We start from the raw sequence: 16,082 nt of genomic DNA on the forward strand, positions 1-16,082 counted from the left end.
ACTTATATATGTAATTGTCTTTAGATTATTTTTATTAGTTTTGTCCGTAAACATTTTGATATCGTTTATTAAGCGAATTAATATCTTCTTGCTTTATATCGATTATTTTCCCTATTTGCCTAGCAGCCCACATTGTTTTGGCTACTTCTTCCGTCATAGCAGCAGCTTTCACAGCACTTTCTGCATCTTTTCCAATGACGAATGGACCGTGATTTTGCATCAAAACCGCTGGCGACTTAGGATATTTGCGTAATGTTTCAACAACGCCTTGTCCAATTGCCTCACTACCAATCAACCTGAATGGTCCAACTGGAACAGAGCCTCCAAACTCATCTCCCATCATTGTTAATCCACACGGTATATTTTCTCCAATAGCAGCCCAAGCAGTAGCGTAAGTCGAATGAGTGTGCACTACTCCAAATACTTCAGGCATATTCCTATAAATATAAGCATGCGAAGCTGTGTCAGAACTTGGAGAATAGGATCCATCAACAACATTCCCATCTAGATCACAAACAATCATTGATTCAGGAGTTAGTCTTTCGTATCGTACTCCAGAAGGCTTAATAACCATTAAATCAGCAGTATGCAAACGTTGAGAAACATTTCCCGCAGTCCACACAACTAAATTCCATTTAATAAGTTGATCATGCAAATTGGATACTAATTCGCGTACCAGTTTTACCTCAGATTGAGTTTCTTGTGAATAATCTTTTAAAGTTTTCATAATTACTATTTCTTTCTAATAAATTTTTTAAAAATATGATGAGAAAACACTATTTTTAGTCTTGCTTAAGCAATCTTTTGCACAATATTTTTACGGCATCGTAGTTATTGCTGCATGTTCTATTGGCAATGACCTCATAAATTGCTCAAAATATCTCTGGAATCCTTCCACGTCATCCTTACGAGGGAAAACGGTAACTGAATTCACATGGGCAAATACTTCATTTTGCAAAAAGTCTATTAATGTTATATTTTTTCGCCTAATATATGATGCTAAAATCGCCATTCCCCACGATCCGCCTTCAGAAGCCGTAGGCATAGTGGTTACTGGAACACCAAACGCCGCCGAAGCAATACGCTGAGAAACTTCGGGGGTGGCAAAAATACCACCATGACCAAGCAAAGAATCAATTTCAACATGCTCTTCTTTTGTTAAAACATTCATTCCAATAGTCACTGGACAAAATGCTCCATATAGCTGAGCACGCATAAAGTTTCCGAGTGAAAGTTTTGCTTGCGGACCGCGAGCAAATACAAATCGCCCTTCTTCCAAACCTGCTTGAAACTCTCCAGAAGAAAAACAGTAGTTAATATTTCCTCCAGCATCAAATTCAGTTCCATTATCAACAGCAGAATTAAACAGGCTTGTATATAACAAATCCATTGATATTGGTTTTCTTATTGCATCTGCAAATTGAGCAAATAAATTAACCCAAGCATTTAAATCTGTAGTGAAATTATTAGCATGACTCATTGCAGATAAATGACCATCTGGAGTCATAACTATATCTAACTCTTTATGAGCTTTTGACAAAGGGCGCTTTAAAACAACAGTTGCAAAAATAGATGTACCAGCCGAAACATTACCAGTACCAGGCTTTAATGTATTGGTTGCAACCATACCGGTTGCCGCATCTCCTTCAGGAGGAACAAATGGTATTCCTGGATTCAAAATGCCACTAGGGTCAAGAAGAGAAGCACCATCAACTGTCAATCGACCAGCAAATTCTCCAGCGGAAAGAGGTGTAGGTAAAATATCCTTCAAATTCCAAGGCTGATTAGATATTTCAGGAAGATTCTCAATTTTATTTAGCGCATTCTCATCCCAGCTTAAAATGTTTGAATCCATAGGAAACATTCCAGAAGCATCCGACAATCCTAATACTTTTTTGCCAGTAAGCTTCCAATGAATATAGCCAGATAGCGTAGTAAAGAATGCTACATTATGTACGTGCTCTTCTTTGTCAAGCGCACATTGATACAAGTGAGCTATCGACCAGCGTTCTGGTATATTAAGACTTAATTCGTTAGAAAGAATTCTGTGAGCATCATGCGTATTGGTATTTCTCCAAGTCCTAAATGGCACAAGCAACTTATTTCTATTATCAAAGGCTAAATAACCATGCATCATTGCTGAAATACCAATGCCGCCAATATTATTTAAACGCAATTGGTAATCTTTATTAATTTGATTACTTATCTGAGAAAAAACAGATTGTATTCCATGCCAAGCATCAGATAGATCATAGGTCCACAAACCATTTTCTAGTTTGTTTTCCCACTTATAAGATCCTTCTGCAATAACTTGATATTGTCCATTAATTAAAGCACCTTTAATTCTAGTTGAACCCAACTCAATACCAAGATATGTGTTTGCATTAATAATATCTTTTTTATTAGATGATACGCTCGAAATATCACACATGATGCTCCTTTGCATGCTTTTATAAGATTCATTTATTCAAATATGTAGAAAATCTTGAATACCCAATCATTTATTACTTTTTAGAATCCTCGCTCTTATCTTTACGCTCTTGACTGAATCCTTTAAAAGCGTTGTAACCGCAATAGCCGATTACAATTAATAAGCACAATGAAAAAATAAGAGTGTACCAAGCGAATAAATCACCAGATTTATAAGAACCATATAAAGACTGGAATAACCAAATCGACATAAAAAAGGTAGTTAGCGCGTACATTCTAGTCTTTTGAATATATTTTTTTGGCATATATTCCTCCTTATTGTTCTTTTATTCTGATTAACACCTGTTAATATCTGTTAATAACTAACGAAACTGGGCGTACACTTTTTCGTTCACAACGCTTGTGTAATATCTGAAGCGCACGCCCAATATATACGGCATTTTTAGCGCTTACGACGCTTGCTCATTATGTCAACAGCCACTGCAGCGAGTAACACAAGACCCTTAATTGTCTTCACAATTGCAGTGTCAACGCCCATGATAGACAAGCCTTGATTGATTACTCCCATAACAAAAGCACCAACAACGGCTCCAGGTATAGTTCCAACACCACCAGTTACAGCAGTGCCACCGATGAAGCAGGATGCAATTGCGTCCATTTCAAATTCCATACCAGCTTGTGCAGTAGCAGATGCCAGACGAGAAAGCATAGCCACAGCAGCAATAGCAGACAAGAATCCCATATGAACAAACAAGCAGAAATCTACACGCTTAACATCAATACCAGAAAGTATTGCAGCTTTACGGTTACCTCCAACAGCATATATGTGACGTCCAAAAACTGTCTTTGTAAGAATAAAGTTGTATGCAACTACCAAAATTGCAACAATCACCAACATAATTGGAGTTCCACCCATCTCGGAATTGCCAGAGGATGCTAACAAATATGTTACAAATATGATTGCAAGAGCAGCAAATACGATCTTGCATACAGTAATCGATAGTGGTTCTGGGACTAATCCAACTTTTTCTACATGCTTACGCTTATTAATTTGACTCCAAGCAAACAAGGCGATGCACATAAGACCAAGAACAATCGTAAGACCATCAAACGGACCCCACCAACCGAGAATATTAGGAAGATAGTTACGAGCAATTCCACGGAACGCGTCTGAAGTGATAGGCACAGATTCGCCAACTATAACCGTAGATAAACCGCGGAAGATCAGCATGCCTGCAAGAGTGGTGATGAATCCAGGAATCTCCATTCGAGCCACCCAGAAACCATGCCAGCAACCAATGAGTAAGCCAACAACAATTGATATAGCAATCGCTAATACCCAATTAACACCATAGCGTTCCATCAACAGTGCACAAACACCACCAATAAATGCGACTAAAGATCCTACAGAAAGATCAATGTGTGTAGCAATAATCACCATAACCATGCCTATTGCCAAGATAATCACATACGCATTCTGCTGAATTAAAGAAACAAAACTGTTAGGAGTTAAAAGAACACCTTTTGTCAGTATTTGGAACACAACGACAATAACGATTAAAGCTCCAACGATTCCATATTGTCTTGCATTATCGGTAATTGTCGAAAGAATACTTGATTTTTGTTCACCCTTCGTATCTTGGGCTAATCTGTTTTTGCTCATGATAACGCTAATTCCTTTCCTTAGTCATGCATTTCATCAGATATTCTTGGGTAAACCCATTCTTATTAACATCATCAGTAATAATGCCTTGACTTACGGTATAAATACGATCGCATATACCAATTAATTCTGGTAGTTCAGAAGAAATAACTACAACAGCTTTACCTTGATCGGCAAGCTTATCGATGATTTCATAAATTTCATACTTTGCACCAACATCTATACCACGAGTTGGCTCATCGAGAATGAGTATGTCTGGATCAGAAAGAACCCATTTTGCCAATACAACCTTTTGCTGATTTCCGCCAGAAAGCGTAGAAACTTGCACATCAATGTTTTGACATTTTATATTAAAGTTCTCTCGATATGCATCAACTTCTTTTCGCTCAATGTTTCCATCAACAACACCTAATTTGCTCATTTTTGACAATGAAGCAATAGATGAATTTTCGCGAATATTCTGCAAAAGATTTAAACCATAACCTTTACGATCTTCTGTAGCATAAGCCAAACCAGCATTAATTGCTTCTTGCACATTGCGCAATTCGACTTTTTTACCTTTAATATAAAGATCACCAGTTATATTGGAGCCATATGAGCGTCCAAAAACACTCATGGCCAATTCGGTTCTGCCAGCACCCATCAATCCAGCCAATCCAATAATTTCGCCAGAACGAACATACAAATTAGCATTATCGACTATTATTCGGCTATTATCCATTGGATGATGAACTGTCCAATTGGTTATACGAAGATATTCTTCACCAGATTGATTTGTTTCGTGCTTAGGATACAGATTGGTTAATTCTCGACCTACCATTTTACGAATTAATTCATCGTAATCTAATGGCGTTTCTGGTGTAATATACATTTCACCAACTGTCGATCCGTCACGAATGATAGTAACGTTATCTGCTATTACAGCAACTTCATTAAGCTTGTGCGTAATTATAATGCTTGTAACGCCATGTTCATCTCTTAATTGACGAACAAGCTGTAGTAAATGCGCAGAGTCCTCATCATTTAATGCTGCAGTTGGTTCATCAAGAATCAGCAACTTTACATTTTTAGACAAAGCCTTAGCAATCTCTACAAGCTGCTGTTTACCAACACCAATATCCATAATCTTTGTATCTGGATCTTCTGGCAAACCAACACGTTCAAGAAGTTCTGCAGCTTTAGCGCGAGTTTCACTCCAATCAATTACTCCATTTTTGGAGCATTCATTTCCCATGAAAATATTTTCAGAAATTGAAAGAAATGGATTTAAAGTCAGCTCCTGATGAATAATAACAATTCCATCACGTTCTGAATTTTTAATATTACTATATTTACACTCTTTTCCGTTAAATATAATCTTTCCCGTGTAAGATCCGTAAGGATAAACACCTGATAGCACATTCATTAACGTAGATTTACCAGCACCATTTTCGCCGCAAATTGCATGAATTTCACCGCGATCAACCGAAAGATTAACATCAGTAAGAGCTTTTAGTGAACCAAACGTTTTTGTGATGTGCTGCATACTCAATATCGTGTCTTTATGCGACATCATCTACTTCCAATCATTACAACGCACAGTTTCAACTAATGGAGGCACAACTATGGCACTAATCGTGCCCCCATATTAGTTCAAATTGATAGTTAATTTTTAATGTACTAACTTATCAAAGCGTTCTTGTGTTATATAACCATCTTTCACTAAGTCAGTAAGATTATCCTTAGTAATATCTTGTGGATTTAGCAATTTAGAAGGAACGTCTATCTTGTTATTATTGAACTTTCCGTTAATACCAGACACCTTCTTGCCTTTAGCAATTTCCAATACCATCTGATAAACGGCTTCAGCAAGCTTATTGACATTCTTAAATACTGTCTGACTCTGCTTTCCACGTGCAATTGAAGATACAGCTGACTCCATAGCATCCTGTCCAGTTATAATTGGCCAATTATCTGTACCTGGCTTTAAATCTGGGCGCTTAGATTCAATTGCGTTAATAACACCAGTCGAGATACCATCATAAGGGCTTAATATTGCATGTAGTGGCTGACCTTTAGCATATGCAGAATCAATAATTGATTCCATATCCTTTTGAGCCTGTTCAGCTTTCCATCCTTGAACAGAAATCTTCTGCCAATCTTGAACCTTAAAGTCTTTATTCACGCCACCACCATGATTAGATGGGGAAACTAAGGCACCAGATTTAAAGTATGGTTGCAGCAAATCCCATGCACCCTTAAAGAAGTACTTAGCATTGTTATCATCTGGAGAACCAGTGAAAAGCTCAATATTGAATGGTCCCTTTGCACCATTCTTAAGACCCAACTTATCAATAATATAATTCGCTTCAAGAATACCAGTCTGCTCAAGCTGGAATGTTGCATAATAGTCAACAGCCTTTGTATTCATAATCAATCGATCGTAGGCAATTACTTTAGCTCCAGCATCATGAGCCTTCTCTACTGCAGGTCCTACAGCACTACCATCCTTTGCAGCAACAACAACAACCTTAGCGCCGTTGTTAATCATATTTTCAATATCTGCATTTTGCTGAGCTGGTTTATCGTCTGCAAAGTTCAATATAACTTTATATCCAGCATCTTCTAGCTTCTTCTTTAGGTTATTACCGTCTTTATTCCAACGTTCCTCCGACTTTGTTGGCATAGAGACACCAATGGTGGCACCTTTTTCAATTCCTTGACTTACGTTTTTGGATGAACCACCTCTTGAACCTGAACAGGCTGATAAACCAGCAACTACAGCAATACCTACAAATAAAGCGATTGCTTTTTTACCTATGTTCATCGACGCTCCTTTGCATCAAAAGGTTATTTGATATAGACAGCTACAACGCTATCTAGTTTTTTATTATAAACTATTGTGTTAAGTTGTCAAACGCATAAATCAAATTTTTCTATTTTTTTGTTTAATATATAAATTTAACACAATTCTTAACGTACATGAATCAACTACTTGTACCAATTATTTAATATAAATTCAGTTAATTTAACCAATAAAGAACAAAAGTATCAAATCAACGAATGACAATTCTTTAAAATACAGATATGCTTATATTATGTCGCATTTATTCGGATCCCAAACTTCATTGCGAGAAGCTAATCGATCTGCATTACTTTCTTACATACGCAGATTTGGTGCAATTACGCAAATAGAGCTTGCTGAAGCGACAGGATTATCAACTGCAACCGTATCAACTCTTGTAAGACAACTTGTAAAAGAAGGGCGGTTGTACACAGAAAACACAATACATAACGGAAGAAGAGCAACACTCGTAGCTTTAGCTCGTAGAAAAGGAATAAGCGCAGGACTAAAAATTAGTAGACACTCTCTAGATCTAATTTTTATTGACTACGAACTTAACATAATTGCGGAACGAACATTACTATTACCAAAACAACATATTCCAGATGCAACTCTCGAGCGAGCAACATTGCTCATAAATGAAACTTTGTCCAACATAAACGCATCTGCAAAAGAACTAATAGCAATAGGCGTATCTATAACAGCACCAATAGATAAACGTACAAAAACAATAGCAATACCTGGCATTATGCCACATTGGAACAATTTCGACATTATTTCGTATCTGCAATCAATTTTTAATATTCCAGTTACTTTAGATAACGATGCAAACTGTTGCGCAGTATGGGAGTCAAGAGCAGGATCTGTTACAAAAACCACAGATTTCATATACATAAATACCGATGACGGAGCTGGTGCCTCCATAATGGCAGATGGGAAAATATGGCGCGGCGTAACTGGAATGGCAGGCGAAATAGGACATATTCAAGTTGATCCACTCGGGAGCATTTGCGCATGCGGAAATCGTGGATGCCTTAATACTTTTATAAATGAAGAACGAATCACATCGTTATTAAGAGTTACCCATGGAGATCTAACTGTAGAAGATCTTGTACGTTTAGCAAATGAAGGAGACCCAGGATGCAGACGTATCATAGCTGATACTGCAATACGAATAGGAACAGTAGCAGCAGAACTATGTACATCAGTAGACCCTGAGATTGTAGTTATAGGAGGACTCCTAGTGCAAAGTGGATCAGTTTTCGTCGATGCTTTTAGAGAGTCATTGCACCGCTTACTATTCCCTGATGTTTTAACTCCTATACAAGTTGTGGTTGCATCAAATCTTACTAATTGTTCTGCACTAGGAGCAGCACTAGAAGGAATTGATGCTGCAGAAAAAATACATCACAAAACATCTCAACACCTATAGAAATAGGTTGTAATATCGATTGCAATATGATTAGCAATATCAACAAGGAGACGTAATGTACGGACAAAATCCACTCCTACAGCTAAAAGATATTAGCGTAAACTTTGGCTTTACCGAAGCGCTTAAATCAATAACACTCGATATTTATAGCAAAGAAATAGTGGCAATTGTTGGAGACAATGGCGTCGGAAAATCCACTCTTATTAAAACAATATCTGGTTTGATCCAACCAACAAAAGGAAGAATGATCTTTGAAGATAAAGAAGTGAATTTGCACTCCATACGAGAAGCAAATGATCTTGGAATAGCAACAGTTTTTCAAGGACAAGAATTTTGCGATAATTTGGACGTTACATCAAATCTATTCTTAGGCAAAGAGATGCGAAATAAATCATGTCATACACTCAATAAAGATGCAATGGCGTGTGAAGCCCGAAAGGCATTACAAGAACTAACATGTGCCATAAGAATACATACTCCAATACGATTACTATCAAGTGGACAACGTCAAACTGTCGCATTGGCACGAATGCTACTATCGGATCCAAAACTCATACTATTAGACGAACCTACAGCTTCATTATCTTTAACACAAACAGCTGAAACCCTATCTTATATGAAACGCCTACGATCACAGGGTCGCACAATTATATTGGTATGCCATAATCTTCCAGACGTATTTGCAGTGGCAACTAGGATAGTTGTACTAAGACAAGGAAAAATCGTTGGAAATCATGATGTTAGTGAAACAAATTATGTCCAAATAATCAGAGAAATGACGGGAATAGAGGATGAGGAAGACGATACAATATCTTCATCAATAATAGACAACATAAATGAGAATCAAAAACTAAGTCATAAAAGAAATGCGCTTATTAGTAGAAGTGCAAAATAAGCTATCAAGGTCAAAACATAAGAGCCTATTCCCGCGTTTGTTTACCAAAACACCAAATCTGACTACAAAACACGCACAAACACGAGCGAGAATAAACAAAAACAAAAAAATGCTTCCGGTTTTGAAAGCCCCTAGTAGCAAACAAAACCGAAAGCAACAACACTCAACACCCAAAACCCAACAAGCTAAACGAATCAACACTGGGAAGAAAAGAAAAACAATAGCAAACCAATGTTAAAACAATAAAACCAAAGAGAATCGGGAATAAACCAGTGTGATGCTTCCCTACAAAACACCACACCAGTCGTTGAGCGCAAACCCTAAATAAGGTGGTAAATAATGCTTAGTGACGCATCTTGCGAACAGCAGCACCCATACCAGCAAGCATAGAAGCAGCCAAAGCAGTCAAAGCAACACCAACACCAGCATTACCAAGCTTCTCGCCAGACTTACCATGACCACCCTTAGCAGCAAGCTCACCCTTAGCAGCAGCCTTACCAGCAGCAGCCTTACCAGCCTCCTGCTGAGCAGCCTTACCAAGCTTGCCACTAGCAGCATCATTCATAGCCTTAGCAGCACCTGGAACATCCTCAAAATTAGGAGCCAAAGGATCAGAAGTCACAACAGCAGGAAGAACAGCAGGGTTCACTCCCAAACGAACTGCATCATTATAAGCAGCCTTGTACTTAGTCAAAGCAGCATTATACTTAGCAGTAGAAGCAACAGCCTTAGCCTTAGCCTCATCATAATCCTTATTAGCCTTAGCAGTCTCAGCAACAGCAAAATCAACCTTAGCCTGAGCACGATCTACAGCATCAGTAAGACGCTGAGCCAAAGCAGAATCATTCTTAGCAGAAACCTTGTAAGCTTCCAAAGCATCCTGAGCAGCCTTCAAAGCCTTCTGAGCAGCTTCCTGAGCAGCTACCTTACCAGCCAAAGTAGCCTTAGCCTTCTCATACTCAGCATAATCCTTAGTATAAGCAGCAAAAGCATCATCAAGATGCAACTTAGCAGTCTTAACAGCCTCAACAGCCTCAGCCTTCTTCTGATCATCAGATGGAGCAGCCTTTGGTTCTGGAGCCTTAGCATGAGCCTGCTCGGCAGCAAGATAAGCAGTAGCCTTAACATTCTTATCCTGCTCAGCAGCAGTCTTAGCAGCCTGAGCATCAGCATTAGCGTTGTAAGCATTTACATACTTTTCAGCAGCTTCCTTTTCCTTTACCTTTGCAGCATCGGTAGTAGTTACCTTAAGATGACCATTAGCATCATCTTCAATCTTCACGCTTTGATCAGCGGCATCAGCTGGCTTATTACCAACAGCCTTCAAAGCCTCAGCAGCGGCAGTAGCCTTAGCATCAGCATCAGTAGCAGCCTTAGAAGCAGCCTCATATGCAGTACGAGCGGCGTCTAATTCTTTCTTCAAATCAGCCTTAGACTTCTTAACTTCCTGAGACTGAGTATTTGCACCGCCATCAGCAGCGAATGCTGGGGTTGCCATTGCGAAGCCGGCAAGCAAAGTAGCGCCAGCAGCGAAAGCAGCGATAGCCTTCTTATTCATCATTTTAATTTCCTTTCTTCTTCTCCTCCGTGCAGGTACACGAAGAAAAATTTTAAACATCCAACAACATTCAAAACATTGTGGATAACCACCATCTAGAGCATCTAGCTAGCAGCTGTTATTAACATACCCCCCCCCGTTTAAAAAAGTCAAGAGGCAACCACACAAAACAAACAGAAAAAAATAATGTTACACACAAACTAATCCACAATAAAAACTATTTTCACCATAATATTTGCGGATTAACACTAATAAAACCGTAAAAACACATTATTTCAAGGTTTTTAAAGAATTTTCCCAGACTTTTCTCAGGAAACTACTCAGACAAGAACACTAACACTATAAAACCATTGAAAAATCAACATTCCACACAACCCACACACGCAACACGCCGACACCACACCACTCTTCACTCTGCCTATCTCTTATCCCGAGATTGTTTACGTATTTGGCAATTTTGAAAACAAACGCAAAATCATTTTCCCGAGAATGTTGCTCAAAATGGCGTGTCGAACTACAAAGTCGGGAAGATTTTCCCGAAAATGTTGCTTAAAACCACAAAATCAACAACAAAATGCGGAAAGTTTTCCCGAGTTTGTAGCTGATTCACGGCGTGTCAAACTACAAAAAGCGCAAATGTCCTTCGCGCAGTCTAAGCGCGCGAATGCACCTAGATTCGCACAGCACAAACATCACCAGTACGAACAGTTATTATCTGCCCAGAATCCTTACGCACTTGAATAGAAGCATCACGCATAAGATTTTGAGCAATTCCTTCTACACTAGTAAAACTTTTTGCACAAGACTCATAATCATCAGCGTTATTAGAATCGTCAACTCCAGCATCAATCCCCAAACCGTCATCATTCGGCGCACGAACAATCACCTTGCGCCCCAACGTCCAACACGCTTCGCTCGCCTCTTTAAGCAAATCCAAGGAGTATTCATTCGCATTCTTTACAAACTTCCCCAACCTAATCCTAAGATTTTCCACCAATCGCGCGGCTATATTATCCCCAAGCTCAGCAAAATCTGGCAGATTATCGTAATGCATTTTAAGCGAAGTTGCTTCCTCGATTGGAAGCGACTGCTTATCCATAAAAAGATTTAAACCAATCCCGAAAATAACTCCAACATTAGGATAGGCAATATCGCCAGCAACCGTTTTTGGAGTCAAAACAATCTCCGTTAAAACTCCACCTTCTTTACAGTCACCAATAAAAATATCATTAGGCCATTTAAGACTGATCTTGCTATAATCTGGCAATTCCCCATTTTCAATCTGCGTAGCGCCAAACTCTTTTAGCGCGCCAATAATCGAATCTCGCGCAGCAAGACCAGCAATTATAGGAAGCCAGCCATTGTAACTTGGATTCTTAACAATGCTACTTGGCAAAATCGTTGCAAAAGAAGCTAGTAAACTTTCAAATGGCTTACTAACCCATTTTCTACACAATCTTCCTTTGCCAGCTGTCTGATGGCAAGCAGCAACAACATAAATCGCAGGCATTTCGTCTTGTCTTTTTACAAAACAGATATTGCTGCAATCATCAGCGCACCCATCAGCGCACCCATCAGCGAGAATTTTGCGTGCGTAATTCTGCGTTGAATCAATAACTTCAAAATAAACAAAACCGTCTGCAACATTTTTAGTGCGTTCAAAAAAATTACTCATACAGAAATTATAGAAATTTTAATATAATTTAAAAAGATTGTGCAACAGGTATAATTTACACAAGTACTTTACACAAATTACTTATTAGGATTAAAAATCAGTAGGCCAATATGAAATTCATTAAAAATGACTACGCGAGCGCAAAAACAGTCGCAGAACCTACTGATACTTGCAATGCAAAACCAGATACGAAAAACGATATAAAACCAGATACGAAATCTGAAATGAAAATCGATCCAAAAACAAGCACATCAAAAACAAGCTTGACAAAAACATCAATATTTAATCTCGTAAGTCAGCTTGCGACTCAAGCACTAATACTATTTACTTGCATCTGGCTCGCTCTTTGCACAAGCTTAGGCGTGATTTACCGCAATCAGGGATCTTTAACCGATTTTAATTGGGTTAACGCACTTATTTTTGCAGCAGTATTCTGCGTTTATTACGCTATTTTAAGATACATTATTCATTTTGGGGAAAATAATAAAAACGATGAAAATAATAAAAACAGCAAAAACGACAAAATACTAAAAATACTAAAAATCACAACTTATAAAATCACAAAACTACTTTTTCATCCATTTAAGAGCATCGCCGCTAAAAAACATAAGATAATTTTTTCAATAAAACGTACTCTAAAATGGTGTTTTTACCATTCAACTTGTAGAAAACGAAACATTTTCCTAACGCTGATTATCGGATGGCTGTGGGCACCAGTAACACTTCTAGCAGCTTACGGAGCAGACATTTGCTCACAAATCCGAGAATACAGCTGGACCTGGAACCAAATAACTGGCATAAAACAACCATACATTGGATTCTTTAGCTTTGTTCCAGCAGACATATACCCAACAGCACACTATCTTTGGCCGGCAAAACCTACGTATTTAAGCGACCAGCACAACATTGTTTTAACATTGATTTACGGTGCTGTAGCAGCAGTATCGCGATATTTTACCGAATCGAACGATGCTGGAATCATACTACTTGCAATTATGCAATTTGTTTTTGCAGCATGGTGTTGCGCCGCCACAGCAAACCGATTCCTAAACACACCATGGGTTAAATCTAAAACAAGCGAAACTCAAACTGTCTTACCAACGCCAATCTTCTTCCGCGCAGCCGTAATAATCACATTTTTATTCAGCCCACTTGTAGTTTTTTCAACAATTGCACTAACAAAATCACCATTATTCGCATTTGCATTCGTATGGTGGTTTGGAATATCTTACGAACTACACTGCACAATACAAAACGCAAAAATCTCACGCAAACACACGATTCTTGAACTGATAATAAGCGTTTGCATTATGCTAATCGCAGCAAAATATGCGTGGTATATTCTTGTTATCCAATTTGTACTTCTAATGTTTTACAGCATAAAACGTTGGAAAATATGGGTTTTATGCATTCTGCTCCCAACAATTCTTATACACGGAGCCATAATGATAGCCATATCTAGTGGAGCCATAATAAACGGAGATCCTATTGAAAGCCGCGGAGTACAACTTCAGCAGATAGCCAGAATCGCAAAACTAGATCCAAAAAGCATACCTCATAAAGCAGCACGAGAAATTGCGCCAATTTTTAATCTCAACCAAACTGCTGAAGCATACACACCTCAAGACGCGGATCCTGTAAAATCTTCTGGCTTACAGTCTAAAAAAGTGAGCTACCGTTGGCGTTACATTACAAAAGACGACATGAAAAAGTTTAACCACGCATGGTGGCTTATGGTTAAACACAGTCCAATCGTTGCAACGGACGCATTCTTAGCAAAATCCTACGGTTATTTTGACATTCTAGACATTCCTTATGTTGGTCCAGAATATTACATAAATACTGACAACATAAAAAACTCAGAGTGGATACGCTACTGGCTACCAGAATGGCGTACAGGTGTCTCAAATACTGTTGAATCGTGGAGTAATACGCCGATTTTAGGTTGGCTGATTCACGGAAACCTGTATGTTGTTGGCACACTGCTTATCGGAGTTGCAGAAATCGCTCTTAAACGTTGGAAAACACTCGTTTTGCATATACCTCTTGCGCTGTTAATGGGAGTAATGGTGCTGGCTCCCGCAAACAATTTTGAGCGACACATGCTCCCTATTACGTTCGTATTCTTCTTTACAGCTCTAACATTTTTAAGAGAGTCTAAATTACTTGGCAGAGATAATATTATAGATATAACGTCAAATACAAAAATAGAAAATACTTCACAGTTGCCAAAATTGCCAAAATTAAATATAGAAACGATTGGAGGTGACAAATGAACGACGAACTTTACGATACAGCAGTTGCTGGCGACTCCACTGTCGACACAAACATCAAGCCTACCGACGTAGACTATAGTACTACTAGCAACATCACAGAAGATGTTGACTTTCTAACAATTCTTACAGGAATATTGCCAAACGGAAACAATATTTATAATAAAAACTCAAACGAAGCTAAGGAAAAGTCGCAAGCAACCAGCGATGAAAAAGCCGAAGAAACTCAAGACCAAAACCAAACAGAAACACATAAAAAACATCATCTTTTATGGCGCAGAAAACAATCAAACGAAACTACAGAAAAAGCTACTAGCACAACACCACAATTTACGCCACTGCCATGCGCGCCAAAAAACGAAGACACAAGTGGAATATTTGACAATCGAGACGGAAAAATCTTCGACTCAGCAACACGCCTGCGACTACACACAATAATTGGAGCGTGCCTGATGAATGGCATTGCAGACAGCCGCGTAAGCGCACTAATGCACCTCTTACAATGGCAAGAAAATACGCGGCTCCTAGCAATAGCTGGTACATACGAAACACTCGATATAAACGAAGACAGTCCAACACGAAAAACAACAACTCACGCGCCGCAGAACAACACAGACACTTTACGACGAACCATATGGACGCAACTTGGCGCATGTGGAGCATACGATGCGATAGTAGACCGCGTTCAAAAAGACGCAATTACATCTAGAACAAAAACATGGAAAATAGCCGCAAAACCTCAAGCAAAAGAAAACGATGAATTTCCCACCCCGTCACACATAATCATCCTAGCTTTAAAAGAAAACCCAAGCCAAGACGCGCTAAACAAACTTTGCGAAGTATTTACAAAATCAGGTAAGCCAATTTGCATAAGCGAAATTGCAGTCGGCGCACAAGAAATATGCGAAGAAATCACAGCAACTCTAGCAGCGCTTGCTGTTGCGCCATCTGTAACACATTTGCCACAAATAATACGCTGCGACGACGTGCTTCCAGAGCGCGCGCTTATAGGCGACGAAACTGCCGTAGAAACCTTATATACTAAGGTGTATCAGAGCTTGGCACCATACAACCCAGACGACCCGACTTTGCAAACAGTCGACGCTTTCTTGCGATTTGGCGGCGCACTAGACCAAACTTCACACAACCTTAATGTGCACCCAAACACAATACGATATCGACTGCGCAAAGTTGCACAAACAACAGGCTGGGACGCCACCGACCCTAGAGAAGCATACGTTTTACAAACTGCTATTACGATTGGGCGCATCCGCGATTCTGCGCGCTAAAGCAAAAAGCGCCGAAAACAACGCATTCTATAAAAGAACACAC

At 38.9% G+C, this 16,082-nt stretch carries 12 protein-coding genes; 4 read left to right on the forward strand and 8 right to left on the reverse strand.

The genetic code is table 11. The annotated features are described in order from the left end of the window. Nucleotides 1–34 precede the first annotated feature (34 nt). From P0106_RS01270 to P0106_RS01295, 6 genes are all read right to left on the reverse strand, one after another. Nucleotides 35–727 carry an L-ribulose-5-phosphate 4-epimerase gene (locus tag P0106_RS01270; protein WP_016817141.1) on the reverse strand — a complete coding sequence of 231 codons (693 nt, stop codon included), beginning with the start codon at nucleotides 725–727 and terminating at the stop codon, nucleotides 35–37. Nucleotides 728–817: 90 nt separating this feature from the next. Next, nucleotides 818–2,431, reverse strand: coding sequence for a xylulokinase (locus P0106_RS01275; RefSeq protein WP_192382264.1), 1,614 nt, complete (start codon nucleotides 2,429–2,431; stop codon nucleotides 818–820). Between the two features lie 73 nt (nucleotides 2,432–2,504). After that, the gene (locus tag P0106_RS01280; protein WP_004115879.1) at nucleotides 2,505–2,735 is read right to left on the reverse strand and encodes a CDP-diacylglycerol--glycerol-3-phosphate 3-phosphatidyltransferase; all 231 of its coding nucleotides are present in this window, start codon (nucleotides 2,733–2,735) and stop codon (nucleotides 2,505–2,507) included. Between the two features lie 137 nt (nucleotides 2,736–2,872). After that, complete coding sequence (mmsB, locus tag P0106_RS01285) at nucleotides 2,873–4,093, reverse strand: multiple monosaccharide ABC transporter permease (protein WP_004112039.1); 1,221 nt, start codon at nucleotides 4,091–4,093, stop codon at nucleotides 2,873–2,875. A gap of 7 nt (nucleotides 4,094–4,100) precedes the next feature. Beyond that, on the reverse strand, nucleotides 4,101–5,645 hold the full coding sequence (locus tag P0106_RS01290) for a sugar ABC transporter ATP-binding protein (protein WP_004112038.1): 1,545 nt from the start codon (nucleotides 5,643–5,645) through the stop codon (nucleotides 4,101–4,103). A gap of 99 nt (nucleotides 5,646–5,744) precedes the next feature. Continuing rightward, the gene (locus P0106_RS01295; protein WP_473730335.1) at nucleotides 5,745–6,899 is read right to left on the reverse strand and encodes a substrate-binding domain-containing protein; all 1,155 of its coding nucleotides are present in this window, start codon (nucleotides 6,897–6,899) and stop codon (nucleotides 5,745–5,747) included. A gap of 271 nt (nucleotides 6,900–7,170) precedes the next feature. On the opposite strand from P0106_RS01295, the gene P0106_RS01300 reads away from it, so the two are divergent. Continuing rightward, nucleotides 7,171–8,349: an ROK family transcriptional regulator gene (locus tag P0106_RS01300; RefSeq protein WP_248911647.1), complete on the forward strand. Its 1,179-nt coding sequence runs from the start codon at nucleotides 7,171–7,173 to the stop codon at nucleotides 8,347–8,349. A gap of 55 nt (nucleotides 8,350–8,404) precedes the next feature. Continuing rightward, nucleotides 8,405–9,244, forward strand: coding sequence for an ATP-binding cassette domain-containing protein (locus tag P0106_RS01305; protein WP_004112032.1), 840 nt, complete (start codon nucleotides 8,405–8,407; stop codon nucleotides 9,242–9,244). Between the two features lie 343 nt (nucleotides 9,245–9,587). Here P0106_RS01305 and P0106_RS01310 read toward each other — a convergent pair whose 3' ends face one another. Further along, nucleotides 9,588–10,805 carry a hypothetical protein gene (locus P0106_RS01310; RefSeq protein ID WP_014554772.1) on the reverse strand — a complete coding sequence of 406 codons (1,218 nt, stop codon included), beginning with the start codon at nucleotides 10,803–10,805 and terminating at the stop codon, nucleotides 9,588–9,590. Nucleotides 10,806–11,472: 667 nt separating this feature from the next. Next, nucleotides 11,473–12,477 carry a biotin--[acetyl-CoA-carboxylase] ligase gene (locus P0106_RS01315; RefSeq protein WP_473730336.1) on the reverse strand — a complete coding sequence of 335 codons (1,005 nt, stop codon included), beginning with the start codon at nucleotides 12,475–12,477 and terminating at the stop codon, nucleotides 11,473–11,475. A 110-nt stretch (nucleotides 12,478–12,587) separates the two neighbouring features. Between P0106_RS01315 and P0106_RS01320 the strand changes: the two genes are divergently transcribed. Together P0106_RS01320 and P0106_RS01325 are read left to right on the forward strand one after the other, a co-directional pair. Beyond that, nucleotides 12,588–14,753: a DUF6020 family protein gene (locus P0106_RS01320; RefSeq protein ID WP_473730337.1), complete on the forward strand. Its 2,166-nt coding sequence runs from the start codon at nucleotides 12,588–12,590 to the stop codon at nucleotides 14,751–14,753. Further along, a complete protein-coding gene (locus P0106_RS01325) occupies nucleotides 14,750–16,039 on the forward strand; it encodes a helix-turn-helix domain-containing protein (RefSeq protein WP_473730338.1) in 1,290 nt (429 codons plus the stop codon). Before P0106_RS01320 ends, P0106_RS01325 begins: the two co-directional genes overlap by 4 nt. Nucleotides 16,040–16,082: the final 43 nt, after the last annotated feature.

The sequence above is a fragment of the Gardnerella sp. c11Ua_71 genome (assembly GCF_055818025.1).